Consider the following 25,470-nt stretch of genomic DNA (forward strand, 5'->3'; position numbering starts at 1 on the left):
AAAATGGTGCGGGGGGCGCTGGTGGGGGGGGCTTTTCGCCCACGTCCCGCGGGGGTCCGTGGGCGAATCGCCCACCCTACGCTTCGCCCGCCTCCGCAAGCTCCGCCGCCTTTCTCGCATCGAAAACCACGCCCGCGCGCCTGTCGCGGTGGATCGACGAGAACGGCCAGTCCTCCGCCGCTGCCACCAACCCGTGCTTCACCGGGTTCCACAGGCAATATCCGACATGCGCGGCATGGTCGGCATCGTCGCGGATCACATGCTCCCAGAACCGGCGCTGCCACAGCCCCGCTTCGCGCTTGCGCGCCTTGCTGGGCGATGCGGGGCAGGCGAGACCCGTCCAATGCGTGAACCGGCCCTTCAGCTTGCGCCATCGCAGCGAATAGTCGGCGTCGCCGGGCGGCAGGGTCCAGACCGCGTGCAGGTGATCGGGCAGGATGACCATGGCGTCGCAGTGGACCGGATGCTCCTCCATCGTGACGCGATACGCATGGCGCAACAGATCAATGTGCCGGGTCAGGGTGTCATCGCCGCGCCGGGCAAGATTGACCGTGAAGAAATAGGTGGCCCCGGAAGGCCGCAGGCGGCGATAGAAGGACATTTGGCAAGACTGGCGCGAGAGGCTTGATACTCCGTAAACTGCGCGGCGCGTGGGCAGATTGCCCACCCTACGCAATCGTGGGAACCGATGTGCGCGCCGTCGGTTGGCTCATCGGACACAAAGGCAGGCATCCCATGCCGCATCCCATCCACATCGGCGTCGGCGGCTGGACCTACGAGCCTTGGCGGGGCAGCTTCTACCCCTCCGGCCTCCGCCAGGCCGACGAGCTGGCCTTCGCCGCCCGCGCCCTCACCGCCATCGAGGTGAACGGCACCTACTACGGCACCCAGAAGCCCGAGACCTTCCGGCGCTGGGCCGGTGAGGCGCCCCAGGGCTTCGTCTTCGCGCTGAAGGCCCCGCGCTTCGCGACCGCCCGGCGCAAGCTGGCCGAGGGCGGCGACTCCACCCGCCGCTTCCTCGCCTCCGGGCTGGCGGAACTCGGACCGAAGCTCGGCCCGATCAACTGGCAGCTGCCGCCGACCAGGCAGTTCGACGCCGACGACATGGCCGGCTTCCTCGACCTCCTGCCCGACCGGCTGGAGGGCCTGCCGCTCCGCCATGCCATCGAGGCCCGGCACGAAAGCTTCGCCTGCGACGCCTTCACGACGCTCCTCCGTGACCGGGGCCTCGCCGCCGTCCAGGCCGCTGACAGCCCCTACCCGGAGATCGACGCCGCCACCGCCCCCTTCGCCTATCTCCGCATCATGGGCACGGTCGAGGGCGAGGAGCACGGCTATCCCGCGAAGGACCTCGACCGCTGGGCCGACCGCATCCGCGACATCGCGCGGCAGCGCGAACTGTTCCTCTTCGTCATCTCGGGCCACAAGATCGCGAATCCGGCCGCCGCGCTGGCACTGCTGCGGCGGCTCTAGAACACCCCCGTCACCTCGTACATCACCGGCTCGAAGCTGCGGCACAGCTCGTGGATATGCCGGTTGCGCTCGCGCATCTCGGGGGTGCGCAGCATCGCCTGGTAATCCTCGCGCGAGCGCCATTGCGAATAGTTGCAGATCCGGGTCCGGGCGTCGTTCATGTGCAGGCCGGCCGAGAGGAAACCGGGCTGGTTGCGGATGCAGTCGCGATAGGCGGTTTCCAGCGCCTCGACCAGGTCGAAGGCCGTCGCGGGCGTGGTCTCGAAAGTGGTGATGACGGTTTGTCCCTGGAAATCCTTGACAATCTGGGGCATGTCGGGCCTCCCTTCCTGGGCACAGGATGCCACGGATGCGGGGCAAAGGCATGAAGTTTCTCGACCCCGACGATCCATTCTTCGCACGCGCCTGGGTGCGCTGGCTGACGGTGCTTCTGCCCCTGGCCTGGGGCCTTTTCGAGGCTTTCGCGGGCGCGCCGGTGTGGGCGATCCTGTTCCTTTCGGCGGGGGCCTATGCCGGCTGGATGCTGTTCTTCCGGCGGCGGGGCTAGTCCATCCAGTCGGGAAGCGTGACCTCGCCTCCCTGCTGTTCGGACAGGTAATAGGCGCCAAGGGCCAGAAGGGCCGCCACCAGCACCGCGAAGGCGATCTTCCAGATCGACCAGGGACGCTCGCCCTGGACCTCGCCGGTCTGGCCGTTCACCAGGAAGCGGTAGCTTTTGCCGTTGTACTTGTAGGCCGCCATCCAGACCGGCAGGAGGATGTGCTTGAAGGTCTCCTCCGACCAGGCGGTGTCGATGCCGTGGATGCGCTGCTCGTCGCCGCCGATGTCGCGGCGCACATCGCTGCGGATCACCTCCTCCATCTTGCCGCGGCCCTCGGCATGGCCCTCGGCGAGGGGGATGGTATAGCCCTCGGCCTGGAAGCCGGCCAGGAACTCGGGCGCATAGGGGACCAGCGCGCCAAGGTCCCAGGGGGTAAGCTCGTTGCCCAGGCGGGTCGGCAGGCTGTGCGAGGCCATCACCAGCACATCGTCGAAACCGCGCGCCACCCGGCCCGAGACGGAATGCCAGCGGGTATGGCGCTCGCGCTCCTGCCGGGTCTCCATCCTGCCGTTGACCCGAACCCGGACGGTCCGGGTCGTGTAGTAGTATTCGCCGCGCTCGCCGGAGTAGCGACTGTCGCTATCGGCGTCGAAGGTCCAGAACGGGACATAGACCCCGTTCATCGCCCGGCCCTTGCGGGCATATTCCAGAAGCGTGTTCGGTGCGAACCAGAGGCTGCCGAGCCATCCGGTCATCGCCTTGCGCGCCTGCTCCTCGGTCAGGGCGAAGGGGATCAGCGCCTGCGGCTTGATGTGGCGCGTGGTGCCGGTGTCCAGCACGACGGGCGTGGCGCAGAACGGACATTCGGTGGCATGGGTCGCGCCGGTGATCTCGACCTGCGCGCCGCAGTTCGGGCAACTGGTCGTCCGCGTCTCGACCATGTCGCGGTCTGCGAGGTCGTCGCGCAATCCGCGGGCAAGATCAAGCTCTTGCAGGGCGCGGCTCCGGTCGCCTGCGGCCGAGGCCGGGATGTCCTGGACATGGCCGCAATGGTCGCAGACCAGCCGCGTCTGGCCCGGCGCATAGCGCAACTGCGCGCCGCATTGCTCGCAAGGCCAGCGGTATTCGTCCTGCGGCATGGCTCAGGGTTTCGGCGGGGGCGGCGGCACCTGGTCCAGCAGGCGGGAGAGCTCGGTCTCGGCGGCCATCTTCCAGCCGTCCTGGCCCGCGGTCCAGACCATCGTTGCCCGGGTCAGCCGACCCTCTCCGACCAGCCGCGCGAGATCGCCTTCGCCGAAGGGACCCGTGGTCGCGCCATCGACGGCCAGATGCCACTGCCTGCCCGCCGGCGGGGGAGGGGGCGGGGGCGGGGGCGCGGCGGCGGCCCCCGGCTGCGCGCCCCAGGGACCCATGTTCTGCGCCATCGAGGCCCCCATGCCCATGCCCATCCCGGCCCCCATGGCCGAACCCATGGCGCTGCCCGGCTGCGACAGGCTTTCGGCGGCGTTGTACTGCATGTAGCGGTTCAGGTCGCCCACAACCCCCATCGAGGTGCGCTTGTCCAGCGCCTTCTCCACCTCTTCGGGCAGGCTGATGTTCTCGATGTAGAATTCCGGGATCGACAGCCCGTATTCCGCCACCTTCGGCGCGATCGCATTGGCGATGACCTTGCCCAGGTCGGCCAGGTTCCCGGCCATGTCCAGCACCGGGATGCCGGATTTCGCCAGCACCTGGCTGGCTTCCTGCACGATGATGTTGCGGATCTGGAAGCTGATCTCGTCCGCGGTGAACTCGCCGTCGGTGCCGACGATCTCGGTCATGAACCTGCCGGGATCGCCCACCCGCATCGAATAGGTCCCGAAGGCGCGCAGGCGGACCGGGCCGAATTCGGGGTCGCGGGCCATGATCGGGTTCTTGGTGCCCCATTTCTGGTCGTTGAAGCGGGTCGTGTTGACGAAATAGACCTCGGACTTGAACGGCGACTGGAAGCCGTGGTCCCAGTGCTGCAGTGTGGTCAGCACCGGCATGTTGTTGGTCTCGAGCATGTAGAGGCCGGGGCCGAACACGTCCGCGAGCTGGCCCTCATGGATGAAGACCGCCGCCTGGCCCTCGCGCACCGTCAGCTTGGCGCCGTATTTGATCGCCTGCCCGCGCCGGTCGAAACGCCAGACCATCGTGTCGCGCGTGTCATCCAGCCAGGAGATAACGTCGATGAATTCGCCCTTGAGGAAATCGAAGACCATGGCACCCTCCGTTTGGGTTCAACTGTCGCCGCCCATCAGGCGGCTCGCAAGCGAGAAGACGATGGGACGGGCCTCGGCGGCGGTCATGCCGGGGCGCAGCTCGCGGCTGTAGAGGATCCGCAAGAGCAGCTCGTCGTGGTCGGTCAAAAGCGCGAATTCCTCGTCGTCGTTGAAGATCGAGGGCCGCGCGCGCGGGGAATCGTTCGGCAGGCCAAGCCCTTGCGTCAGCTCCTCATGCACGCAGGACAGGCGCAGAAGGTCGGGGTGTTCGGACCGGATCACCGCGAAGGCGCGGGTATAGGCGCCGGAATTGCCCTCGGACAGCGCATAGACCAGGCAATAGGTCGAGCGCGGCATCTGGGTGATCCCCGCCACGTCGCCCGACGATAGGTTCGGCAATACGGCGCGGACGGCGGGACCCAGCGCCTCGCGCTCGTCCTCCGAGACGACATGGATGAAGAAGTTCGGGTTGGATTCGTCCATCGTGATCGGATGGCCGGTGATCGCGGCCAGCCGGCCCACGAAGCTGGCGATCCGCGCGCGGTCGGTGGCCTTGCGGTCGGGGGGCACGCTGGCCCCGAAGCGGACCGAGACGCGGACCGGACCTTCCCAGCGGCGCAAAAGGCTTTCCGTCTCCTGCCGGACAAACCCGCCGCCCGAGCGGCGGTATTCGTCGTAAAGCGCGATCTTCAGGAAGTTCTCGGCCAGCATCCGGTCGGTGAAGGGCACGTCCGCCCCCGAATCCGAGCGCAAGAGGCCCTGCGCCAGCAGCGCCTGCTGGATCTGGGCGAAATAGGCCGTGGCCGCCGCGCTTTTCGGCGTCGGCGGGACGGGGACGGGGGCGGCCATCGGCGTGCGCGGCTGTGGCGCGCGGGGCGGCGTGGCGGTGGGGATGCAGGCGGCCAGGGCCAGGGCGGGCCCGAAGGCCCGCAGGATGCGGGAAAACGCCACGCCTTACCCCTGCGTGCCGGGTGAGGCCTGCCGCGCCTTCGCGGCTGCCAGCGTATCGCGCAATTCTGCCTCCATCCTCACCAGTTCCGCCTCGGCCGCCGCGCGGCGGGCCTTGCCCTCGTCCGCGATGGCCAGGCTTTCGTTGATCGTCGCGATCAGCGTGGCATTGGCCTGCTTCACCGTCTCGATGTCGAAGACGCCGCGCTCCATCTCCTCGCGCACCACCTTGTTGGCCTGCTGCAGGTTCTCGGCGTTGGATTTCAAAAGCTCGTTGGTCAGGTCGTTGGCGTCGCGCACCGCCTCGGCCGCCTCTTTCGACCGCTGGATCGTCACCGCCTGCGCCAGCTGCGTCTCCCACAGCGGCACGGTGTTGACGAGGGTCGAGTTGATCTTCGTCACCAGCGACTTGTCGTTCTCCTGCACCAGCCGGATCGAGGGCAAGGACTGCATCGTCACCTGCCGCGTGAGCCGCAGGTCATGCGCCCGCCGCTCCAGGTCGTCCCGCGCGGCGCGCAGGTCGCGCAGCTCCTGCGCCTTCATCACCTGGTCTGCCTCCGGCGCCGCCGCGACCTCCGCCTCCTTGGCGGGGATGGTGGTGCCGTCGACCTCGGCCAGCTTCGCCTCGCCCGCCGCGATGTAGAGCGCCAGTTCGTTGTAGAAGGTCAGGGTCTTTTCATAGAGCAGGTCCAGGCTCTTGATGTCCTTCAAGAGCGTATGCTCATGGGTCAGAAGCTCGCCGGTGATCTTGTCGATCTGGCCCTGCACGTCCTCGTATTTGGCGACGAATTCGGCGAAGGGCGCGGCGCGGCCCAGAAGGCGCTCCCACCAGCTCGACTCGCGGCGCAGGTCCAGTTCCTCGCTGGCAAAGCCGCGGATCGTGGTGACGATCTTGCGCAAGCTGTCGCCCGCCGGGCCCACGTCCTTGTTCTTCACGTCCTGCAGCATGGCCTGGCTGATCACCTGCAACTCGGCCTGCGCCGACGAGCCGAAGGCGATGATCGACTGGGTGTTCGACAGGTCGACCTCGGTCATCCGCTGCCGGATCGCCTCGGCCTTGTCGGCGGGGGCTGCGGTCAGGGCCACGACCTCGGCCATGGGTTCGGGCAGGATCACGGCATTGACCTTCTCGACCTCGCTCAGAAGGGCGGCGGCATCGGCCTGGACGGTAGTGGACATGGCAATTCCCCGTTTCAGTGGTCAAGCTTGAGCCGGTCCCGGAGGACGGCGATTTCGACGTCGAGATCGGTGCGGTTGTTCGACAGGAAGGCCGTCGTCTTCTGCGCGAAGGTGGTTTCCAGATCGGTCAGCAGCGCCTCGTAATCCGCGCGGGCGCCGGCGTCGCGGGTCTGGGCATAATGGTCGGCGAACTTCACCGTCGCGTCGCGTGCGCCCATCAGGTAGACCGACATGTATTTCCGCGCCGCCGTCAGGTCGCCCGGATCGGTCTCGATGGTGCGGAACAGGCCGCGGGCGGCCCCGGCGAACTGCTCGACCCGCCGCTCCAGCGCCCGGTCCTTCGCGCGCAGGATTGCGTCCTGCATCGCGGCCAGATGCTTCTCGCCTTCCTCGACCGCATGGGCGACGCGGCCGGTCTGGAAGGCGTCGATCCCCTCCATCCCCTTGTCGGCCATCGGGTCCAGCCCGAAGGCTCCCAGGTGCAGGCCCGCGCCGACCAGCGCGTAGAGGACCGGATAGACCAGCCCCTGATCCGCGATCGCCCCGCCCACCACCAGCGCGGCGCCGGTCAGGACCGCCCCCAGAAGCTTGCGCGGCAGGGCGGGGCGGCGGGCAAGCTTGCGGGACTGATAGGCGGCCTCGGCCTTCAGCCCCTCGCGCGTCAGCCAGGCGGCCAGCACGATCAGCCCGCCGGCGGCAAGGCCCAGCAGCATGTCGCCCGGATCGTCGCCGAAGGCGGGGAAGAGGAACAGGAAGGCGGTCAGGAACAGCACCGTCGCCCGCCAGAGCCCGCGCGGCCGGACCTCGGCGGCCGCCGCCGGACGCGGGCTGCCCTGGCTCGCGCCCTGCGGCGAGTATTTTCCGCCGAACCTTTCGGCCATCAGATGCCCCCCGACCAAGCCACATAGGCCACCAGGGCAACGAGCAGGGTCAGCGCGAGGTTCCTCAATCCGGTTCCAGACATGGCCACTCCCTGCAACCGCCACTTGCGCCGACCTTAGCCGATGGCCCGGCCGCTTGCCAGCAGAGCATGGGGGGAATCGGCGGCAATCTTCCCCCTCGGATCATCGGTCGCGGGGGGGCTTCGGGCGTGGTCCGGGCCGCCCGGCGGGGCTGCGCGGCCCGGTCGGACGGTCGGTCGCGATCCGCTCGCCCGGCTTGCGCGGGGCGGCGGGGCGGGTGGCCTTCTGCCAGCTGTCCGAGAGCTGTTTCAGGCCCTCCCCGGGCTTCAGCGCCTTGCGGGCGGGTTTGGCCGGGGTCTTCTCCGCCGGTTTCGGCGCGGCGCGGCGGGGCTTGTCGCCGGCGTCGGCCTCGCCCAGGCCCAACTGCTCGCGCAGGACGCGGGCCCTGACCTCCTCGACCTCTCCGGGCTTCAGCTCGTTCAGGCGGAAGGGCCCGTAGGAGATGCGGATCAGGCGGTTCACCGTCAGCCCGATATGCGCCATCGCACGGCGGATCTCGCGGTTGCGGCCCTCGCGGATGCCCACGGTCAGCCAGGCGTTGGCCCCCTGGTGGCGGTCGAGCTTGACTTCCATCGGCAGGAACTTCTCGCCCTCGATGATGACGCCCCTGCGCAGGGGGTCCAGATCCGGGTCGGTCGGGTTGCCCTTGACCCGCACCCGGTACTTCCGCAGCCAGCCGGTCGAGGGCAGCTCCAGCCGCCGCTTCAGCTCGCCGTCGTTGGTGAGAAGCAGCAGCCCCTCCGAGTTGAGGTCGAGCCGGCCCACGGACATCACGCGCGGCATGTCCTCGGGCAGGTGGTCGAAAACGGTGTCGCGGCCCTTTTCATCGGCGGCCGAGGTCACCAGCCCCTCGGGCTTGTAGTAGAGCCAGAGGCGCGGGGGTTCGGGCTGGCCCACGGGCTCGCCCCGGACGGTGATCCGGTCGCGGGCGGTCACGTTCAGCGCGGGCGAGGTGATGACCTTGCCGTTGACCTTGACCTCGCCGAGCTCGATCAACCGCTCCGCCTCGCGGCGCGAGGCGATGCCGGCGCGCGACAGGACCTTGGCGATGCGCTCGCCCTCGGGGGCGTCGGCCGGGGGCTTTGCGGGGGCTTTGGGCTTTTCTTTTTCGGCCATGACCATCATCCTGCGGCGCAAGGTGGCCAGCCCCGGGGGTTTTCCACCCCCGGACCCCCGAGGATATTTGAGCAAAGATGAAAGAGCAACGCGAAGGCTTCCGGTCGTTCATGGCACTGGCGCTGGAGGAGGCGCGGGCGGCGGCGGCGCGGGGAGAGGTGCCGGTCGGCGCGGTGGTGGTGCGCGGGGCCGAGGTGGTGGCGCGGGCGGGGAACCGGACACGGGAGTTGAAGGACCCCACGGCCCATGCCGAGATGCTGGCGATCCGCGAGGCCTGCCGGCTGGCGGGGTCGGAGCGGCTGGGGGGGCATGATCTCTATGTGACGCTGGAGCCCTGCCCGATGTGTGCGGCCGCGATCTCGGCGGCGCGGATCGGGCGGCTTTACTACGGGGCGGCGGATCCGAAGTCGGGGGGCGTGGCGGTGGGGGCACGGGTCTTCAGCCACCCGCAGTGCCACCACGTTCCCGAGGTCTACGACGGGATCGGGGCGGGGGAGGCGGAGGCGCTGCTGAAGGGGTTCTTCCAGGGCAGGCGGTAGCTGTCCACGCGTGGACAGCTTTGCCGGTTCAATGATTCCAATGACCTGTCGGCCGCGATTCAGGAAATGTTAACATCTGGAGAAGGCCCGTCAGATGCGGATCGGGTCCAGGACCTCGTGCTCGATCACCTGGACACCGGGGGGCAGGCCCGCCTTGAGCACGCTCGCGTCCTGCGCGAGGATCGGGAAGGTCCTGTAATGGCAGGGGATCACCCAGCGGAAGTTGAACCACTTGCGCGCGGCCCAGGCGGCGCGGGCCATGTCCATCGTGTAATGCCCGCCGCAGCAGAGGATGCCGATGTCGGGCTGGTGATACTCGGCCATCCAGGCCATGTCGGCCATGATGTCGGTGTCGCCCGAGAGGTAGATCGTGTGGCCCTCGCCCGCGATCATGAAGCCGGCGGCCGATCCGGCGGGCAGAAGGCCCTTGTCGCCGAAGTCGATGCTGGCGGAATGGACCGCGTTGACCATCGTCACCCTGGCCCCGCCCAACTCCAGCGTGCCGCCCTTGCCGAAGCCCACCGTCTGCGCCCCCTGGCCGTTCAGCCATTCCGAAAGCTCGTGGATGCAATGCACCTTGATCCCGAGCTTGCCCGCCAGCCGGGCGGCATCGGCGGCGTGGTCGCCATGGGCATGGGTCAGGAGAAGATGCGTGGCGCCCTGCACGGCCTCGTCCTCGCGGCCTGCGGGGAAGCTGGGGTTGCCGGTGATCCAGGGATCCACCAGGAGCACGGCCTCCTCGATCTCAATGCGAAAGCCGGAATGGCCGAGCCAGGTGATCTGCATGGGTCTCTCCATCTTCATTCGGGAAGGGGCCAGTTTCGGGAAATGTCGCGGTCCTGACAATCCGCAATCGTCGGAATGGCCTGATTGCCCTGCCGTCACCCGCCTTGCGCTTGCAGGGGCAGGGGCAGCGGGCTAAACGGGGGCCAAACCATCGGAGAGCCCAATGGCCATTGATATCGACACCGCCCGCAAGGTGGCAAAGCTGGCCCGGATCCGGGTCGAGGAGGCCGATCTGCCCAAGCTGGCTGGCCAGCTTTCGGGCATCCTGGGCTTCATGGAACAGCTGAACGAGGTGGACGTCGAGGGCGTGGAGCCGATGACCTCGGTCACGCCGATGCGGCTGAAGCGGCGGGTGGACGAGGTGACGGATGGCAATATCCAGGCGCAGGTCCTGAAGAACGCGCCGGATGCGCGCGAGGGGTTCTTTGCCGTGCCGAAGGTGGTGGAATGAGCGCGAATACATGGACCATCGCGGCGGCGCGGGATGCGTTGCGCAAGGGCGAGATCTCGGCGGTCGACCTGACCATGTCCTGCCTGACGGCGATCGACGCGGGCGATACGCTGAACGCCTTCGTGCACAGGACGCCCGAGATCGCGCTGGAACAGGCGCGGGCGGCGGATGCGCGGCTGAAGGCGGGCGATGCGCCCTCGATGTGCGGGATTCCCCTGGGGATCAAGGACCTGTTCTGCACCAAGGGGGTGCCGTCGCAGGCCGCTTCGAACATCCTGAAGGGCTTCAGGCCCGAGTATGAGTCGACCGTCACCTCGAAGCTGTTCGGCGCGGGCGCGGTGATGCTGGGCAAGCTGAACATGGACGAATTCGCCATGGGCTCGTCCAACGAGACCTCGTGCTACGGCAATGCCGTCAGCCCCTGGCAGCGCAAGGGGTCGAACGTCCAGCTGACGCCGGGCGGATCCTCGGGCGGCTCGGCTGCGGCGGTGGCGGCGGACCTGTGCCTGGCGGCGACGGGGACGGATACCGGGGGCTCGATCCGGCAGCCGGCGGCCTTTACCGGGATCGTGGGGATCAAGCCGACCTATGGCCGTGTGAGCCGCTGGGGCGTGGTGGCCTTTGCCTCGTCGCTGGACCAGGCCGGGCCGATGACCAAGTCGGTGCGCGATGCGGCGATCATGCTGCAGGCGATGGCGGGGCATGATCCGAAGGATTCGACCAGCGCCGACCTGGCCGTGCCGGATTTCGAAGCGGCGCTGACCGGCGACATCCGCGGCAAGGTCATCGGGATTCCGAAGGAATACCGGATGGACGGGATGCCCGAGGAGATCGATGCGCTGTGGGCGCGCGGGATCGAGATGCTGCGCGATGCCGGGGCCGAGGTGCGGGACATCTCGCTGCCCCATACGAAATACGCGCTGCCGGCCTATTACGTCATCGCCCCGGCCGAGGCCTCGTCCAACCTCGCCCGCTATGACGGGGTGCGCTATGGCCACCGCGCCAAGCTGAGCCATGGCGACGGCGTGACCGAGATGTACGAGAAGACCCGGGCCGAGGGTTTCGGCCCCGAGGTGCAGCGGCGGATCATGGTCGGGACCTATGTGCTGTCGGCCGGGTTCTACGACGCCTATTACAACCGTGCGCGGAAGGTGCGGGCGCTGATCAAGCGCGATTTCGAGACCGTGTTCGCGGAGGGAATCGACTCGATCCTGACGCCCGCGACGCCCTCGGCGGCCTTCGGGCTGGGCGAGATGGCGGATGTGGATCCGGTGAAGATGTATCTGAACGACGTCTTCACCGTGACGGTGAACCTGGCCGGGCTGCCGGGGATCTCGGTTCCCGTCGGGTTGGATCACCAGGGGCTGCCCCTGGGGCTGCAGCTGATCGGGCGGCCCTGGGAGGAGGGGGCGCTGCTCAATTACGCACATGTGTTGGAAAGCCGTGCGGGCTTTGTGGCCAAGGCCGGGAAATGGTGGTAAGGGGCGGCCGAAAGTTCGCTTGCCGAGGCAGTTGATGAGCCGTAATTCCATTGGTCCCGTTGCCGGCGCCGCCCTTGCGGCGCTGTTGCTGACCGCCTGCACCCCCTCGACCCAGAGCAGCGGCTCGGGCGTGGGGTTCCAGGACTACAACGCCTATGTCCGTGGGGCGCAGCCGCAGCCGGTGACGGTCGCCCCGCCCGCCGCCGGCTTCGATCCGGCCGCGGCCTCGGCGGCGATCGACCGGGCCTCGGGCGTGACCCCGCCGCCGGTGGTGACGCCACTGCCGGGGACGGATGCCGGCATCATCAGCGACAACCGCCCGCGCGGCGGCGCTCCGGCCGGGATCCAGGAGGAATCGGGCGAGGTCAGCCACGCCGGCATCTCGGACGAGCAGGACTTCACCGCCGTCGCGGCGCGCGAGACGATCGAGAGCGACGCGGAGCGAATCGCGCGCAACCGGGCGGACTATGTCGTGGTCCAGCCGAAGGACCTGCCGCAGCGGCCGGGGGATACCGGGCCGAACATCGTCGAATTCGCGCTGGCCACCAACCACGCGCCCGGCGTGCAGATGTACAAGCGCAGCGGCCTGGGCTCGCGCGATTCAAGCTCGGCCTGCGCCAAGTTCGCCTCGCCGGATCTGGCGCAGCAGGAGTTTCTGGCCAAGGGCGGGCCGGAGCGTGACCGGATGGGCGTGGACCCGGACGGCGACGGCTTCGCCTGCGCCTGGGACCCGCGCCCGTTCCGCACCGCGCTGCAGTGAGCCTGACGCATCCGTCGCCGAACTTCGGCGACCGGCGCGGCAGGCGGGTGGAACTGGTCGTGCTGCATTACACCGCGATGCCCGGCTGCGCCGAGGCCCTGGCGCGGCTATGCGACCCTGCGGCCGAGGTTTCGGCGCATTACCTGATCGACGTGGATGGAACGGTCCTGTCCATGGTGGACGAGGGCGCGCGGGCCTGGCATGCCGGGGCGGGCGAATGGCGGGGCGAGGGGGATGTGAACTCGCGCTCGATCGGGGTGGAACTGGCCAATCCGGGCGACCGGCCGTTCGCCGAGCCGCAGATGCGGGCGTTGGAGCGGGTGCTGTCCGGGATCCTGGACCGGCATGGCCTGGCGCCGCGGGCGGTGATCGGTCACAGCGACATGGCCCCCGGCCGCAAGGGCGACCCCGGCCGCCGCTTCGACTGGCGCAGGCTGGCGGAGGAGGGGCTGTCGGTCTGGCCCACTCCGGTCGCGGCCCCCCCTCCCCATCCCTCCCCCACGCGGGGGGAGGGAGGCGCTTCACCCGACATGGCGGGTTTCCTGGACGACCTGCGGGCCTTCGGCTATCCCGAGGCCGCGCCCGCGACGCTGCTGGCCGCCTTCCGCCTGCGCTTCCGGCCCTGGGCGCAGGGGCCGCTGGACGACGCCGACCGGGCGCTTGCGGCGGGGCTGCGCCGTTTTGCCGATTGACGCGCCGGGCCTGCCTGCCTAACTGATCCCGCGCGGAGGGCTGGATGACCGCGGGGTGCAAGCCTCGAGGAAAGTCCGGACTCCCGTTGGCAAGGGTGCCGGGTAACGCCCGGCGGGGGCAACCCCAGGGAAAGCGCCACAGAGAACAGACTGCCCTTGTCCGCAAGGGTAACGGTGAAAAGGTGGGGCAAGAGCCCACCGCGGGACTGGCAACAGGACCGGCATGGCAAGCCCCACCCGGAGCAACGCCAAATAGGGGCCTCGCGCGGGGGCCGGTCCCGAAAGGGATACCGCCCGCAGGGACGCCAACGCCCGAGAGGCCCGGGTTGGCAGCTTGACCGCCGTGGCGACACGGTCGGCAGAGGAATGGTCATCCAGAGGGGCAACCCTTGGACAGAATCCGGCTTACAGGCTCTCCGCGCAGTCACGATCCCGTGCCCTTGATACAGGTCAATGCCAAGGCCGACCGGACGCGGCCCGATCATACTGTGGATGCGCCATTGCATCCATCTGGACAGGAGGGACAGATGACCAAGGCATTCTCCATCATAGTGGCCATGGCCCTCGGGGCCGCCGCTCCCGCGTTGGCACAGGGGCAACCCGGCTGGGGCATGGGGCCGGGCTGGGGCATGGGCTCCGGCGGTATGGGATCCGGCTGGGGTATGGGCCCCGGTTGGGAGGGCCCCGGCTGGGGCATGGGGCCGGGAATGGGGCCGGGAATGGGGCAGGGCTGGGGCATGGGCCCCGGCGGCGGAATGCCCGGCTGGGGCATGGGACCGGGCGGCATGGGGCCCGGAGCCATGGGGCGCGGGATGATGATGGGCGGCATCGACGCCGACCAGAGCGGCGACATCTCGGCCGAGGAAGCGGCGGCCCATGCCGAGGCGATGTTCGCGCTGATGGACGGCAATGCCGATGGCGTGCTGGAAGCAGGTGAGTTCGGCGCGGGGCGGATGGGGATGATGAACCCCTGGGCCCCCGGCATGGCGCAGGCGATGCAGGAACGCCACGCGCAACGCTTCGCCGCGCGGGATGGCGACGGCGACGGCAAGGTCACGATGGCCGAATTCCTTGCCGCCGAGAAGGCGCAGTACGATGCCGCCGACAAGGATGGCGACGGCAAGGTCTCGCCCTGGGAGTTGCGGGCGGCGATGTGGCAATAAGTCAGCCGATTGCGGTTGACTCTGCCACGAAGCTGGCTAAAAGGCGGGCTTCAAGGATTTGACCGGGGGCCGATGGTTTCCCCGATGCAGAGGAAGCGACCATGGCAAAGCCCGCCACCATCAAGATCCGCCTGAACTCGACCGCGGGCACCGGCCACTTCTACGTGACCAAGAAGAACGCCCGCACGATGACCGAGAAGATGGTCATCAAGAAATACGATCCCGTGAAGCGGGAGCATGTCGAATACAAGGAAGGCAAGATCAAGTAAGATCCGCCGATCCAAGGGGAATCAGGGGCCGTGTCCGGGGGACGCGGCCCTTTCCTTTTGCGGTAAGCCGACGCTGATGCGAATTCCCGTGCCGCCGCTTGACGGACGGGGGGCGGGCGGCGATCCCATGCGGGTCACGCAGCGGAGACCGAGATGGAACGCAATCACCGGGAAGAACATTACGTCGCGCGGGTCGGCTGGCTCAGGGCGGCGGTGCTGGGGGCGAATGACGGCATCGTCTCGACCGCCTCGCTGATCGTGGGGGTCGCGGCCGCCTCGGGCCGGGGCGAGGTGCTGCTGGCCGGGGCGGCGGGCCTTGCGGCGGGGGCCCTGTCGATGGCGGCGGGGGAATATGTCAGCGTCTCGTCCCAGGCCGATACCGAGGCCGCCGACATCACCCGCGAGCGGCGGGAGATCGCCGCGGACCCCGCCGAGGAGCTGCGCGCGCTGGCCGGGATCTACGAGGACCGGGGCGTGCCGCCCGAACTGGCCCGGCAGGTGGCGGCGGCCTTGCATGCGAAGGACCCGCTGGCGGCCCATGTGCGCGACGAGCTGGGGATCTTCGAGCATACCGAGGCAAGGCCGCTGGTGGCGGCGGGGGCCTCGGCCCTGACCTTCGGCGTGGGGGCGGCCCTGCCGCTGGCGGCGGCGGCGCTGGCGCCCGAGCCGCAGATCGCGCTTTGGGTCACCGCCTTGTCGCTGGTCTTCCTGGCGCTGCTGGGAGCGGTGGGCGCGAAGGCGGGCGGGGCGAGCCTGCCCCGCGCCGTGGCGCGGGTGACCTTCTGGGGGGCGGTCGCGATGGCGGTGACCTGGGCGGTCGGCCATGTCTTCGGCGCGGTGGTCTGAAACGCAAAGGGGCCGGTCCTGCGACCGGCCCCCCGAGGGTTCCTTGCTGCGGTTATTCGCGGTTGCCCATGAATTGCAGCAGGAACATGAACATGTTGATGAAGTTCAGATACAGGTTCAGCGCGCCCATGATCGCGGACTTGCCAAGCCATTCCTGGTCCATCGCCTGCGCATGCTGGACGTAATCCATCTTGATGCGCTGGGTGTCGAAAGCGGTGAGACCGGCGAAGATCAGGAGGCCGATCACCGAGATCGCGAAGGCCAGCGCGCCCGAGCCGAGGAAGATGTTCAGGATCGAGGCGACGATCAGCCCGATCAGGCCCATCATCAGGAAGGTGCCCATGCCCGACAGGTCGCGCTTGGTGATATAGCCGTAGAGCGACAGGCCGGCGAAGGCGATCGAGGTGACCAGGAAGGTCTGCGCGATCGAGATGCCGGTGAAGGCCTTGAAGATCCAGGCCAGCGACAGGCCCATCACGGCGGCGAAGGCGTAGAAGAACAACTGCGCCCCGGCGGCCGATAGCCGGTTGATCATCGCGCCGAAGGCGAAGACCATTGCCAGCGGCGCGAACATGACGACCCAGCCCAGGATGTTCGGCTGCAGCGTCATCGGGTCGCGGAAGACCGCGAGCAGTGCGTCCGTCGTGCCGACACCCCAGGCGACGCCGGCCGTGACCAGCATCGCCACGGACATCAGCCCGTAGACCTTGTTCATATGGGCGCGAAGCCCTTCGTCGATCTGCGCGCGGGCGCCGACGCCTGCGCTGCGGATCGTGTCGTATTGAGCCATTGAAGCCTCCGATGTTGTCCCTAAGGGCAACGCCGGGGGAACCGGCGCGACCTCATGCGGGAAATATCGGAACGAACGCCTGCGATTTCAAGCGCCTCCTCGCGCGCGCGTAGAAGATTCCCGGTCAGAGTGTCCAATGTGCCGGGGGATCCCAGAGCGGGCGGGCGGCCTCGGTCCTGGCTTCGTCATGGGTAAGGCCGATGTCGCGCAGAAGATGCGGGTCGAGCCGGGCCAGCGCCTTGCGGCTGCGGTGTGCTTCCAGCGCGGCGGCGAGGGCGGCGAGCGGACGGGGGCGGCGGGCCAGGAGACGGAGGGCGAGGGTGGTCATGGGGTCATCCTTTTCGGTGATGCATTGGGAGGGAGGGTTCATTTCTGTTGATGAACATGCGCTTCCGTGGCACATTTCTCAAACGAATGATTGTGACGAGACTGATCAGGATCCGTGATATGCCGCGCAACCTCGACCTTGCCTCCCTCCGCTCTTTCGTCACCGTGGCCGATGTCGGCGGGGTGACGCGGGCGGCGGGGTATCTGAACCTGACGCAATCGGCGGTCTCGATGCAGATCAAGCGGCTGGAGGAATCGCTGGGCCTGACGCTGTTCCTGCGCGCGGCGCGGAAGCTGGCCCTGTCGCCCGAGGGCGAGCAGCTTCTGTCCTATGGCCGCCGGATGCTGGCGCTGAACGACGAGGTGCTGTCCCGCTTCTCGACCAGCTGCTGCCAGGGCTCGATCCGGCTGGGGGTGCCGCATGACGTGGTCTATCCGGCGATCCCCGGCATCCTGCGGCGGATGGCGCAGGCCTATCCGATGGTGCAGATCAACCTGGTGTCCTCGTTCACCCTGCTGATGAAGGAGGAATTCGCCCGGGGCGAGTTCGACGTGATCCTGACCACCGAGGAGGCGCCGGAGGCGGCGGCCGAGGTGGTCTCGGCCCGGCCGCTGGTCTGGGTCGGCGCGCCGGGGGGCAATGCCTGGCAGCGGCGGCCGCTGCGGCTGGGGTTCAAGGACAGCTGCATCTTCCGCCCGACGGCGCAGGGCGCGCTGGACGCGGCGGGCATCGCCTGGGACATGGCCACCGGGGGGGAAAGCGAGCAGGCGGTCGAGGCGACGGTGGCGGCGGACCTGGCGATCTCGGTGCGGATGGCGGGCAGCATCCCGGAGGGGATGGAGCCGATCACCGGCGACAACCTTTTGCCGCCCCTGGGCGAGATGAAGCTGGCGCTGTACCGCGGCAACCGCCGCAACGACGAGGCGCTGGAGATGCTGCTGGCCGAATTGCGCTGCGGCTACGGCTGCTGAACCCGGATCACCACCTTGCCGGTGGCCTTGCGGGCGCGCAGAAGCTCCAGCCCCTCGGGAAAGGCCGAGAAGGGCAGGACCTGGCCGATATGCGGGCGCAGCGTGCCCTCGGCCCGCCAGCGCAGAAGCTGGGCCATGCTGGCGGCGGCACGGGCCGGGGCATGGGCCTGGAAGCCGCCGTACCAGAAGCCCGAGACGGTGAGGTTCTTGACCAGGAGGAGGTTGGCCGGCACCTGCGGCACCTGGCCCGAGGCGAAGCCGATCGCCAGAAGCCGCCCCTCGGGCCGGCAGGCGCGGAGCGCGGCGTCGAAGGCCGGTCCGCCGACCGCGTCATAGACCACGTCCACGCCGCCCTCGGCGCGCAGGCGGTCCTTCAACCCCCCGGCCTCGCTGTCGATCAGCACGTTGGCCCCCGCCGCCCCGGCCACCGCCAGCCGGTCGGTCCCCCGGGCCGAGGCGATGACCCGCGCGCCGAGACGCTTGCCGATCTCGACCGCCGTAAGCCCGACGCCGCCCGCCGCGCCGGTGACGAACAGCGTCTCGCCGGGTTGCAGCCGCGCGACATGGCTCAGCGCAAGGTGCGAGGTGCCATAGGCGATGGGAAAGCCCGCGGCCTCGTCGAAGGACATGGCGTCGGGCAGGGCGGCGAGGGCCGGCGCCGGGACGCCGATCCGCCCGGCCAGCGCGCCGCTGGTGCAGGTGCCCAGGACGCGCGTGCCGATCGCGGGGCCCTTGGCGCCGGGGCCGAGCGCCTCGACCACGCCGGAAAACTCCATGCCGGGGATATAGGGCGGGGCGACGCGGACCTGATACTTGCCCTCGATCATCAGGAGGTCGGCGAAGTTCAATCCCACCGCCGCGACCCGCACCAGCACCTCGCCTTCTGCGGGAGTTGGGTCGGGAAGCCGGACCCGCTGCGGGGCGGCCCCAGGTGCCGGGATCTGCCAACTCTCCATGGATTGTCTCCGATATTATCTTTCGTTTCGCGTGAAAACCTTGGTTCATTTCGCAACCGGGAACAATAATCCGATAGCGGCCAGCGGGCAATCTTTTGCAAAACGCGAAAGTCTTGTGTTATGTTCGCAAAATGCAATGCAAAGCGAGATTCCCGCATAAGGCGAGTTGCGGCGTCAAGGGGCGTATCGCTGATCGTCCTGGGGACAACTCCGCCGTGTCTTATACATGTGGATAATTGGACTTATCCAAAAGGACAGGTTTTCCCGGTCGATCAAACTTTTCTTCGCGACCTCCCGATCCGGGCAATTTTGGCACGGAACTTGCTTATAGGTTTGCAAGGGGACTGACTTGTACTCGGAGTGAAGAATGAAACATCCTGTAGACGCCCATGTCGGCAAGCGTATCCGTCACCGCCGCTGGATGGTGGGCATGACGCAACAGCAACTGGCCGACAAGGTTGGCATCAAGTTCCAGCAGATCCAGAAATACGAAACCGGCATGAACCGGGTCAGCGCCTCGCGGCTGTGGGATGTCGCGGATGCGCTGGGGGTGTCGATCTCGTTCTTCTTCGAGGGGCTTGCCGACGGTCAGGCGGTCGCCGCGCAGGCGCAGGGCGACATGATGGCCGACAAGGAGGCGCTGGAACTGGTGCGCTCCTACTATGCCATCCCCGAGGCGCAGCGCCGCCGCCTGTTCGACTTGGCCCGCGTGCTGTCGGACGCCGCCTGAGCTTGACCTCGGCCTCGCGAGCCGTTAGCGCCCGCGAGGCTGGCCCCTTCGGCCCGCGGATGACGGAGGGGCGGGATGCGTGTGACACCGGAACTGGCCAGGGATCTGGTCGCCACCGCGCATGAACTGGCCGATGCGGCCCGCACCGCGACACTGCAGCATTTCCGCAGCCGGGACCTGACGGCCGATACCAAGGAAACCCACCGTTTCGACCCGGTGACCGAGGCCGACCGGCTGTCGGAGGCGCAGATGCGCGCGATCTTGGCGCGCCGTCGCCCGGCCGACGGCATCCTGGGCGAGGAATATGGCGCGGTCTGCGGCAGCACCGGGCTGACCTGGGTGCTGGACCCGATCGACGGCACGCGCGGCTATCTCTCGGGCACGCCGACCTGGGGGGTGCTGATCTCGGTCCGCGACGCGACGGGGCCGATCTACGGCATCATCGACCAGCCCTATATCGGCGAACGCTTCGAGGGCGGGCTGGGCCGGGCGCTGGTGCGGGGACCCCTGGGCGAGGCGCCGCTGGCCGTGCGCGCGCCGCGGGCGCTGAACGAGGCGATCCTGTTCTCGACCTTCCCCGAGGTGGGCACCGAGGAGGAGGGCGCGGCATTCCGCCGGGTGGCCAGGCGGGCCAGGCTGGTGCGCTACGGGATGGACTGCTACGCCTATGCGCTGGTCGCGGCCGGGCAGATCGACCTGGTGATCGAGGCCGGGCTGCAGGCCTATGACGTGCAGGCCCCGATCGCGGTGATCGAGGCGGCCGGCGGCATCGTCACCGACTGGAAGGGCCGCCCCGCGCCCGAGGGCGGCCGGATCATCGCGGCCGCGAGCCCCGCCCTGCATGCCGAGGCGTTGCAACTGCTCAACGGTTGAGCGATTTTTCTTGTTCGGATGGATTTCGGCGGCTAGAGAGCCGCTGCCGCCGTGTCCTTCTCCCTTCCGACGGTCGGCTGATGCGGCAGAAGGGTGCACGAGGCCGTTGCGTCCATGCCCGATATCCTGATCCGCAACGCCCTGGTCGTGGTGACGATGAACGCTGCCCGGGCCGAACTGGCCGGGGCCGACATCTATATCCGCGACGGCGTGATCCTGGCGGTCGGCCGCAACCTTGCCGCGGCCGAGGCGCAAGTGATCGAGGCAGCGGGCTGCGTTGTCACTCCCGGCCTGGTGAACACGCATCACCACCTGTACCAGACCCTGACGCGGGCGGTGCCGGGGGGGCAGGATGCGCTGCTGTTCGGCTGGCTGAAGACGCTGTATCCGATCTGGGCGCGCTTCGGTCCCGAGGAGATCTTCACCTCGGCCCAGGTCGGGCTGGCGGAGCTGGCGCTGTCGGGCTGCACGATGACCTCGGACCACCTGTATCTTTATCCCAACGGCGCGCGACTGGACGACACGATCGCGGCGGCGGGCGAGGTGGGGCTGCGCTTTCATCCGACGCGCGGCGCGATGTCGATCGGCGAAAGCGCGGGGGGCCTGCCGCCGGACAGCCTGGTGGAAAGCGAGCGCGCGATCCTGGACGACATGATCCGTGTGGTCGATGCCTTTCACGACCCGCAGCCGGGCGCGATGGTGCGGGTGGGGCTGGCGCCCTGCTCTCCCTTCTCGGTCAGCCGCGAGCTGATGCGGGACGCGGCCCTGCTGGCGCGGGACAAGGGCGTGATGCTGCACACCCATCTGGCCGAGAACGACGAGGACGTGGCCTATTCGCTGGAACGCTTCGGCTGCCGTCCGGGACAATATGCCGAGGATCTGGGCTGGACCGGGCCGGACGTCTGGCATGCGCATTGCGTGAAACTGGACGGCTCGGAGATCGACCTGTTCGCGCGGAGCCATACCGGGGTCGCGCATTGCCCCTGCTCGAACTGCCGGCTCGGCTCGGGCATCGCGCCGGTCCGGGCGATGCGGGATGCGGGGGTGAAGCTGGGGCTGGGGGTCGACGGCTCGGCCTCGAGCGACGCAAGCAACCTGATCGCCGAGGCGCGGATGGCGCTCCTGCTGCAGCGGGTGGCGCGGGGGGCGGATGCGATGGCCGCGCGCGAGGCGCTGGAGATCGCGACGCTGGGCGGGGCGCGGGTGCTGGGGCGGGGCGACCTAGGGTCGATCGAGGTGGGCAAGCGGGCGGATCTGGCGATCTGGGATATGAACGGGGTCGAGGCGGCGGGGAGCTGGGATCCAGTGGCGGCACTGGTCCTCTGCGGCCCGACGCGGGTGCGCGACCTGATCGTGGACGGGCGGCCCGTGGTGCGCGAGGGCCGGATGGTGACGCTGGACCTGCCCCTGGTCCTGGAGCGACAACGCTTCCTGGCCGCGCGGCTGGTGGGCTAGGCTCTCTGGCGGGGGCGGGGGGCTTGCGCTAGAAGGCCGGGAAGGAGGGCCCGATGTCCCACAATTTTGAAGCCCAGCGGCGTGAAACCTTTGACACCTTCCGCCAGTCGAAGGGGATCAGCCTGCCGAAGACGGCGGTGGTCGAATATGCCTTCTTCATCGAGGAACTGGACGCCTCATGGCCGGCGCTGGAACGGGCGCTGCGGCTGGAAGGGTTCCGCACCCGGCGGCTGAAGGACGGCGAGACGCTGGTCGCCGCGATCGGGCCGATCCCGGTGACGGCGGAGGAGATCTGGAAATACGAGCGGATCGCGACCTCGATCGCGCTGAAGCATGATTTCTACCCGGATGGCTGGGAACTGGCGGAGTAGCTGTCCAGGCGCGGGCAGGATTTCCGACCGTTTGAAATCGGCAGGCTGGCCATGGGCGTCGGGGTGGTCTCGACCAGTCCGGCGGCTGCCCCCATCCCCGCCCCACGGAGAGGAAGGGGAGGTGCTTCTGGCGGGCCTCGGGGCGCTTGGGGCCTTGCGGCCTGTGGCGGGCGTCGGAGCCTTCGGCGGGGATATTTGCGCCAGTATGAAGGGGCTTTCAGGTCGGAAGGCGGCGGCCGTTCACCCAGACTTCGGCCACGGCGCGGTCGTCGCCCATCATGATGGTGGGGAAAAGCTCTTGCCAGAGATCCCCGGCCCGGCGGGTGGCCTGTTCGATGGCGGGGGTGGAGGCGAGGTCGATCACCACGAGGTCGGCTTCCATTCCCGGCGCGATGTTGCCGATCCGGTCCTCGGCGTGCAAGGCGCGGGCGGAGCCCTGGGTGGCCAGCCACCAGAGCTGCGACGGGTGCAAGGACTGGCCGCGCAGCTGGGCGACCTCATAGGCGGCGGCCATGGTGCGCAGCATCGAGAAGTTCGAGCCGCCGCCGGTGTCGGTGGCGAGGCCGACGCGGAGCCGGGTGGCGAGGCCCATGTCGAAGAGACCCGAGCCGATGAAGGTGTTCGAGGTCGGGCAGTGGACGAGGGAGGCCCCGGCCTCGACCAGCCGGGCGCGCTCGCGGTCGGTCAGGTGGATGGCATGTCCGTAGACGGCGCCCTCGCGCAGGAGGCCCTGCGCCTCGTAGGTGTCGAGATAGTCGCGGGATTGCGGGAAGAGCGACCGGACCCAGGCGATCTCGTCGGTCTGTTCCGAGAGATGGGTCTGCATCAGGCAGTCGGGATATTCGCGCCAGAGTTGGCCGAGGGCGTGCAGTTGCTCGGGGGTGGACGTGGGCGAGAAGCGCGGGGTGATGACATAGGAGAGGCGGTCCACCCCATGCCATTTTTCCAGAAGCCGCTTGCTGTCGTCGTAGGCGGACCCGGCGGTGTCGCGCAGGCCCTCGGGAGCGTTGCGGTCCATGCAGGTCTTGCCCGCGAAAAGCCGCATCCCGCGCGATTGGGCGGCGGTGAAGATCGCGTCGACGGATGCCGGGTGGATGGTGGCGTAGGTCGAGACGGTGGTGGTGCCGCGCGCCAGCACCAGGTCGAGGTAGCGGTTCGCGATCTCCTGCGCATAGGCGGGATCGGAAAAGCGCATCTCCTCGGGGAAAGTGTAGCTGTTCAGCCAGTCGATCAGCCGCTTGCCCCAGGAGGCGATGATCGCGGTCTGCGGATAGTGGACATGGGCGTCGACGAAGCCGGCGGAGATGAGCTTTTGCCCATGGTCATGGACACGCGCCCGGGGGTAGCGGGCGCGCAAAGCGGCAGCCTCGCCCACGGCAGCGATGCGGCCATTCTCGATGGCGACAGCGCCCTGGCTGAGTGGGCGCGCGGCGCCCGGGCCGTCGCGGAACGGATCGCCGTCGAAGCGGATCACCTGGCCGAGAAGTAGGTCTGTCATGCTGTCCCCCGCGTGCAGGCGGCCAGACTAAGGCCATTCGCCCGCGCGGTAAATTCACCGCCGCCCCTGTTTCCCTGAAACAGTTTTCGCTAAGGTCGCGGCAATCGCACGGGGGAAGAATGGCGGAAGACCTGGCCGAAACCGAGGACGAGGTGCTGGACCAGCCCCGGATCGACGCCGTCCTGGCCGCGGTCGAGGCGGGGGATGGGGAAGGCGTCGATTCGCTGCTGGACCCGCTGCACGCGGCCGATATCGCCGACCTGCTGGAGCAGATCGGCCCCTCGGACCGGCGGGCGCTGCTGGCGCTCTGGTCGCATGAGATCGACGGCGAGATCCTGTCGGAAATCTCGGAAGGGATCCGCGAGGAAGTGGTCGAGGCCATGCCGCGCGAGGTGCTGGCCGAGGCGGTGCGCGACCTGGAAACCGACGATGTGGTCGATATCCTGGAGGACCTGGACGCGCCGCAGCAGGAGCTGATCCTGACGGCGCTGGAGGATGCCGACCGGGTCGCGGTCGAGCAGGCGATGGCCTATCCCGAGAACTCGGCCGGGCGACTGATGCAGCGCGAGCTGGTGGTCGCGCCCGAGCACTGGACCGTGGGCGAGGCGATCGACTTCCTGCGCGGCGCGGAACACCTGCCGGACCAGTTCTATCACGTGATCCTGGTCGATCCCCGGATGACCCCGGTGGGATATGTGACCCTGGGGCGGATCCTGTCCTCGGGCCGCGAGGCGCGGCTGCGCGACATCACCGAGGACAGTTTCCGCAGCGTGACGGCGACCGATGCCGAGGCCGATGTCGCCTATATCTTCAACCAGTATCACCTGATCTCCTGCCCGGTGGTCGATGGCTCGGGCCGGCTGGTGGGGGTGATCACCATCGACGATGCGATGAACGTGCTGGATGAGGAGCACGAGGAAGACATGCTGCGGCTGGCGGGCGTGGGCGACGAGGCGGATGTGAGCGACGGGCCGGTCGAGACGGTGAAGCAGCGGCTTCCCTGGCTGGTCGTCAACCTCTTCACCGCGTCGCTTTCGGCGCTGGTGATCAGCCAGTTCCAGAATACGATCGCCACGCTGGTGGCGCTCGCGGCGCTGATGCCGATCGTGGCCTCGACCGGGGGAATCGCCGGGACGCAGTCGCTGGCGGTGGCGGTGCGGGCCCTGGCGACGCGCGACCTGACGCGGGCCAATGCGGCGCGGGTGGTGCGGCGCGAGCTTCTGGCGGGGATGATGAACGGGGTGGGCCTCGCGCTGATCCTGGGGGCGGCGGGGGTGGTGATCTTCGGTGACTGGCATCTGGGCGCGGTGCTGGGGCTGGCGATGATCGTGAACCAGATCGTCGCGGCGCTGGGGGGCGTGCTGGTGCCCCTGACGCTGGAGCGGATGGGGCTGGACCCGGCGCTGGCCTCGGGGACCTTCGTGACGACGCTGACGGATGTGATGGGATTCTTTGCCTTTCTGGGGCTGGCGACGGTGATGCTGACATGACGGATGTGAAAGCGCCCGATTTCAAGGCGGTTGCGCGGGCAGAGGCCTTCGCCCGGCGGGCGGCGGCCTTTGCCGCGGGGCAGGGGCAGGCGGCCGAGATCCTGGCGGATTTCCTGGCGCCGCACCGGGGCAAGGCGCTGTCGGGCTACATGCCGATGCGGTCGGAGATCGACCCCTTGCCGGCGATGGCGGCGCATCAGGGGCCGGTGGGGGTGCCGGTGATCCTGGAGAAGGCGGCGCCCTTGCGGTTCCGCGAGTGGTCGCCGGGCTGCCGGCTGGTCGAAGGCGCCTTCAGGGCGATGATCCCGGAGGAGGGGGCCTGGATCGAGCCCCAGGTCATGATCGTGCCGATGCTGGCCTATGATGCGCGGGGTTATCGGCTGGGTTATGGCGGCGGGTTCTACGACCGGACGCTGGAGCTGTTGCGCGCGCGCGGGCCGGTGCTGGCGGTGGGGTTCGCCTTTGGGGCGCAGGAGATGGCGGAGGTGCCGGTGGACGGGTTCGACCAGCGGCTGGACGCGGTGGTCACGGAGAAGGGCGTCACTCTCTTCGGCTGATC

30 protein-coding genes and 1 other RNA gene are annotated in these 25,470 nt (G+C 68.7%); 18 read left to right on the plus strand and 13 right to left on the minus strand.

What is annotated here, in order from left to right:
- Positions 1 to 76: 76 nt before the first annotated feature.
- Complete coding sequence (locus tag I7S92_RS16355) at positions 77 to 601, minus strand: REP-associated tyrosine transposase (protein WP_197646335.1); 525 nt, start codon at positions 599 to 601, stop codon at positions 77 to 79.
- A 134-nt stretch (positions 602 to 735) separates the two neighbouring features.
- On the opposite strand from I7S92_RS16355, the gene I7S92_RS16360 reads away from it, so the two are divergent.
- On the plus strand, positions 736 to 1,473 hold the full coding sequence (locus tag I7S92_RS16360) for a DUF72 domain-containing protein (RefSeq protein ID WP_197646336.1): 738 nt from the start codon (positions 736 to 738) through the stop codon (positions 1,471 to 1,473).
- Here I7S92_RS16360 and I7S92_RS16365 read toward each other — a convergent pair.
- The gene (locus tag I7S92_RS16365) at positions 1,470 to 1,787 is read right to left on the minus strand and encodes an antibiotic biosynthesis monooxygenase family protein (protein ID WP_197646337.1); all 318 of its coding nucleotides are present in this window, start codon (positions 1,785 to 1,787) and stop codon (positions 1,470 to 1,472) included. The genes I7S92_RS16360 and I7S92_RS16365 overlap by 4 nt on opposite strands.
- Positions 1,788 to 1,837: 50 nt before the next feature.
- On the opposite strand from I7S92_RS16365, the gene I7S92_RS16370 reads away from it, so the two are divergent.
- Complete coding sequence (locus I7S92_RS16370; RefSeq protein ID WP_197646338.1) at positions 1,838 to 2,020, plus strand: hypothetical protein; 183 nt, start codon at positions 1,838 to 1,840, stop codon at positions 2,018 to 2,020.
- Here the strand turns inward: I7S92_RS16370 and I7S92_RS16375 are convergent.
- The 6 genes from I7S92_RS16375 to I7S92_RS16400 form a co-directional block, all read right to left on the minus strand.
- On the minus strand, positions 2,017 to 3,153 hold the full coding sequence (locus tag I7S92_RS16375; RefSeq protein ID WP_197646339.1) for a TFIIB-type zinc ribbon-containing protein: 1,137 nt from the start codon (positions 3,151 to 3,153) through the stop codon (positions 2,017 to 2,019). The two genes, I7S92_RS16370 and I7S92_RS16375, sit on opposite strands and share 4 nt — an antisense overlap.
- 3 nt (positions 3,154 to 3,156) lie before the next feature.
- Complete coding sequence (locus I7S92_RS16380; protein WP_197646340.1) at positions 3,157 to 4,257, minus strand: SPFH domain-containing protein; 1,101 nt, start codon at positions 4,255 to 4,257, stop codon at positions 3,157 to 3,159.
- Between the two features lie 18 nt (positions 4,258 to 4,275).
- Positions 4,276 to 5,208 carry a DUF2927 domain-containing protein gene (locus I7S92_RS16385; protein ID WP_287866187.1) on the minus strand — a complete coding sequence of 311 codons (933 nt, stop codon included), beginning with the start codon at positions 5,206 to 5,208 and terminating at the stop codon, positions 4,276 to 4,278.
- 3 nt (positions 5,209 to 5,211) lie between these two features.
- Positions 5,212 to 6,384, minus strand: coding sequence for a toxic anion resistance protein (locus tag I7S92_RS16390; RefSeq protein WP_197646341.1), 1,173 nt, complete (start codon positions 6,382 to 6,384; stop codon positions 5,212 to 5,214).
- A gap of 14 nt (positions 6,385 to 6,398) precedes the next feature.
- Positions 6,399 to 7,265 (minus strand): 5-bromo-4-chloroindolyl phosphate hydrolysis family protein, encoded by an 867-nt coding sequence (locus I7S92_RS16395; protein ID WP_197646343.1) that lies wholly within the window; start codon positions 7,263 to 7,265, stop codon positions 6,399 to 6,401.
- Positions 7,266 to 7,448: 183 nt separating this feature from the next.
- A complete protein-coding gene (locus I7S92_RS16400; protein WP_197646345.1) occupies positions 7,449 to 8,462 on the minus strand; it encodes a pseudouridine synthase in 1,014 nt (337 codons plus the stop codon).
- 77 nt (positions 8,463 to 8,539) lie between these two features.
- On the opposite strand from I7S92_RS16400, the gene I7S92_RS16405 reads away from it, so the two are divergent.
- On the plus strand, positions 8,540 to 9,001 hold the full coding sequence (locus tag I7S92_RS16405) for a nucleoside deaminase (protein WP_242070245.1): 462 nt from the start codon (positions 8,540 to 8,542) through the stop codon (positions 8,999 to 9,001).
- A 90-nt stretch (positions 9,002 to 9,091) separates the two neighbouring features.
- Here the strand turns inward: I7S92_RS16405 and I7S92_RS16410 are convergent, their stop codons facing one another.
- The gene (locus tag I7S92_RS16410) at positions 9,092 to 9,787 is read right to left on the minus strand and encodes a metal-dependent hydrolase (RefSeq protein ID WP_197646347.1); all 696 of its coding nucleotides are present in this window, start codon (positions 9,785 to 9,787) and stop codon (positions 9,092 to 9,094) included.
- Positions 9,788 to 9,950: 163 nt separating this feature from the next.
- Between I7S92_RS16410 and gatC the strand changes: the two genes are divergently transcribed.
- The 8 genes from gatC to I7S92_RS16450 all read left to right on the plus strand — a co-directional run bounded on the left by gatC (position 9,951) and on the right by I7S92_RS16450 (position 15,449).
- A complete protein-coding gene (gene gatC, locus I7S92_RS16415) occupies positions 9,951 to 10,238 on the plus strand; it encodes an Asp-tRNA(Asn)/Glu-tRNA(Gln) amidotransferase subunit GatC (RefSeq protein ID WP_197646349.1) in 288 nt (95 codons plus the stop codon).
- Complete coding sequence (gene gatA / locus I7S92_RS16420) at positions 10,235 to 11,719, plus strand: Asp-tRNA(Asn)/Glu-tRNA(Gln) amidotransferase subunit GatA (protein ID WP_197646351.1); 1,485 nt, start codon at positions 10,235 to 10,237, stop codon at positions 11,717 to 11,719. The genes gatC and gatA overlap by 4 nt, the downstream gene beginning before the upstream one ends.
- Before the next feature lie 34 nt (positions 11,720 to 11,753).
- The gene (locus tag I7S92_RS16425) at positions 11,754 to 12,479 is read left to right on the plus strand and encodes a hypothetical protein (RefSeq protein ID WP_197646353.1); all 726 of its coding nucleotides are present in this window, start codon (positions 11,754 to 11,756) and stop codon (positions 12,477 to 12,479) included.
- Positions 12,476 to 13,171 carry an N-acetylmuramoyl-L-alanine amidase gene (locus I7S92_RS16430; RefSeq protein WP_197646355.1) on the plus strand — a complete coding sequence of 232 codons (696 nt, stop codon included), beginning with the start codon at positions 12,476 to 12,478 and terminating at the stop codon, positions 13,169 to 13,171. The genes I7S92_RS16425 and I7S92_RS16430 overlap by 4 nt, the downstream gene beginning before the upstream one ends.
- Before the next feature lie 32 nt (positions 13,172 to 13,203).
- Positions 13,204 to 13,595, plus strand: an RNA gene (gene rnpB / locus I7S92_RS16435) — RNase P RNA component class A.
- A 103-nt stretch (positions 13,596 to 13,698) separates the two neighbouring features.
- Positions 13,699 to 14,334 (plus strand): CREC-EF hand family protein, encoded by a 636-nt coding sequence (locus I7S92_RS16440; RefSeq protein ID WP_197646357.1) that lies wholly within the window; start codon positions 13,699 to 13,701, stop codon positions 14,332 to 14,334.
- Positions 14,335 to 14,435: 101 nt separating this feature from the next.
- A complete protein-coding gene (gene rpmG / locus I7S92_RS16445; protein ID WP_135448918.1) occupies positions 14,436 to 14,603 on the plus strand; it encodes a 50S ribosomal protein L33 in 168 nt (55 codons plus the stop codon).
- Between the two features lie 153 nt (positions 14,604 to 14,756).
- Positions 14,757 to 15,449 carry a VIT1/CCC1 transporter family protein gene (locus I7S92_RS16450; RefSeq protein ID WP_197646359.1) on the plus strand — a complete coding sequence of 231 codons (693 nt, stop codon included), beginning with the start codon at positions 14,757 to 14,759 and terminating at the stop codon, positions 15,447 to 15,449.
- Between the two features lie 52 nt (positions 15,450 to 15,501).
- Here the strand turns inward: I7S92_RS16450 and I7S92_RS16455 are convergent, their stop codons facing one another.
- Positions 15,502 to 16,239, minus strand: coding sequence for a Bax inhibitor-1/YccA family protein (locus I7S92_RS16455; protein WP_197646361.1), 738 nt, complete (start codon positions 16,237 to 16,239; stop codon positions 15,502 to 15,504).
- A gap of 124 nt (positions 16,240 to 16,363) precedes the next feature.
- Positions 16,364 to 16,567, minus strand: a complete 204-nt coding sequence (locus tag I7S92_RS16460; protein WP_197646362.1) for a DUF1127 domain-containing protein — start codon at positions 16,565 to 16,567, stop codon at positions 16,364 to 16,366.
- A 119-nt stretch (positions 16,568 to 16,686) separates the two neighbouring features.
- Between I7S92_RS16460 and I7S92_RS16465 the strand changes: the two genes are divergently transcribed.
- A complete protein-coding gene (locus I7S92_RS16465) occupies positions 16,687 to 17,538 on the plus strand; it encodes a LysR family transcriptional regulator (protein WP_197646363.1) in 852 nt (283 codons plus the stop codon).
- Here the strand turns inward: I7S92_RS16465 and I7S92_RS16470 are convergent.
- On the minus strand, positions 17,526 to 18,494 hold the full coding sequence (locus I7S92_RS16470; RefSeq protein ID WP_197646364.1) for an NADPH:quinone oxidoreductase family protein: 969 nt from the start codon (positions 18,492 to 18,494) through the stop codon (positions 17,526 to 17,528). The two genes, I7S92_RS16465 and I7S92_RS16470, sit on opposite strands and share 13 nt — an antisense overlap.
- A 367-nt stretch (positions 18,495 to 18,861) precedes the next feature.
- Between I7S92_RS16470 and I7S92_RS16475 the strand changes: the two genes are divergently transcribed.
- The 4 genes from I7S92_RS16475 (at position 18,862) to I7S92_RS16490 (ending at position 21,923) form a co-directional block, all read left to right on the plus strand.
- Positions 18,862 to 19,224 (plus strand): helix-turn-helix domain-containing protein, encoded by a 363-nt coding sequence (locus I7S92_RS16475; RefSeq protein ID WP_197646365.1) that lies wholly within the window; start codon positions 18,862 to 18,864, stop codon positions 19,222 to 19,224.
- A gap of 75 nt (positions 19,225 to 19,299) precedes the next feature.
- On the plus strand, positions 19,300 to 20,097 hold the full coding sequence (gene hisN, locus I7S92_RS16480) for a histidinol-phosphatase (protein WP_197646366.1): 798 nt from the start codon (positions 19,300 to 19,302) through the stop codon (positions 20,095 to 20,097).
- 114 nt (positions 20,098 to 20,211) lie between these two features.
- On the plus strand, positions 20,212 to 21,552 hold the full coding sequence (locus tag I7S92_RS16485; RefSeq protein WP_197646367.1) for an 8-oxoguanine deaminase: 1,341 nt from the start codon (positions 20,212 to 20,214) through the stop codon (positions 21,550 to 21,552).
- A gap of 53 nt (positions 21,553 to 21,605) precedes the next feature.
- A complete protein-coding gene (locus I7S92_RS16490; RefSeq protein WP_197646368.1) occupies positions 21,606 to 21,923 on the plus strand; it encodes a ribonuclease E inhibitor RraB in 318 nt (105 codons plus the stop codon).
- 217 nt (positions 21,924 to 22,140) lie between these two features.
- Here the strand turns inward: I7S92_RS16490 and guaD are convergent, their stop codons facing one another.
- Positions 22,141 to 23,421 (minus strand): guanine deaminase, encoded by a 1,281-nt coding sequence (guaD, locus tag I7S92_RS16495; protein ID WP_197646369.1) that lies wholly within the window; start codon positions 23,419 to 23,421, stop codon positions 22,141 to 22,143.
- 119 nt (positions 23,422 to 23,540) lie between these two features.
- Here guaD and mgtE point away from each other — a divergent pair, with 119 nt between their 5' ends.
- Both mgtE and I7S92_RS16505 read left to right on the plus strand, forming a co-directional pair.
- Positions 23,541 to 24,911 (plus strand): magnesium transporter, encoded by a 1,371-nt coding sequence (gene mgtE / locus I7S92_RS16500; protein ID WP_197646371.1) that lies wholly within the window; start codon positions 23,541 to 23,543, stop codon positions 24,909 to 24,911.
- The gene (locus I7S92_RS16505) at positions 24,908 to 25,468 is read left to right on the plus strand and encodes a 5-formyltetrahydrofolate cyclo-ligase (RefSeq protein ID WP_197646373.1); all 561 of its coding nucleotides are present in this window, start codon (positions 24,908 to 24,910) and stop codon (positions 25,466 to 25,468) included. The genes mgtE and I7S92_RS16505 overlap by 4 nt, the downstream gene beginning before the upstream one ends.
- Positions 25,469 to 25,470: the final 2 nt, after the last annotated feature.

The organism is Tabrizicola soli (assembly GCF_015999335.1).
GTDB classification, from domain to species: domain Bacteria; phylum Pseudomonadota; class Alphaproteobacteria; order Rhodobacterales; family Rhodobacteraceae; genus Tabrizicola; species Tabrizicola soli.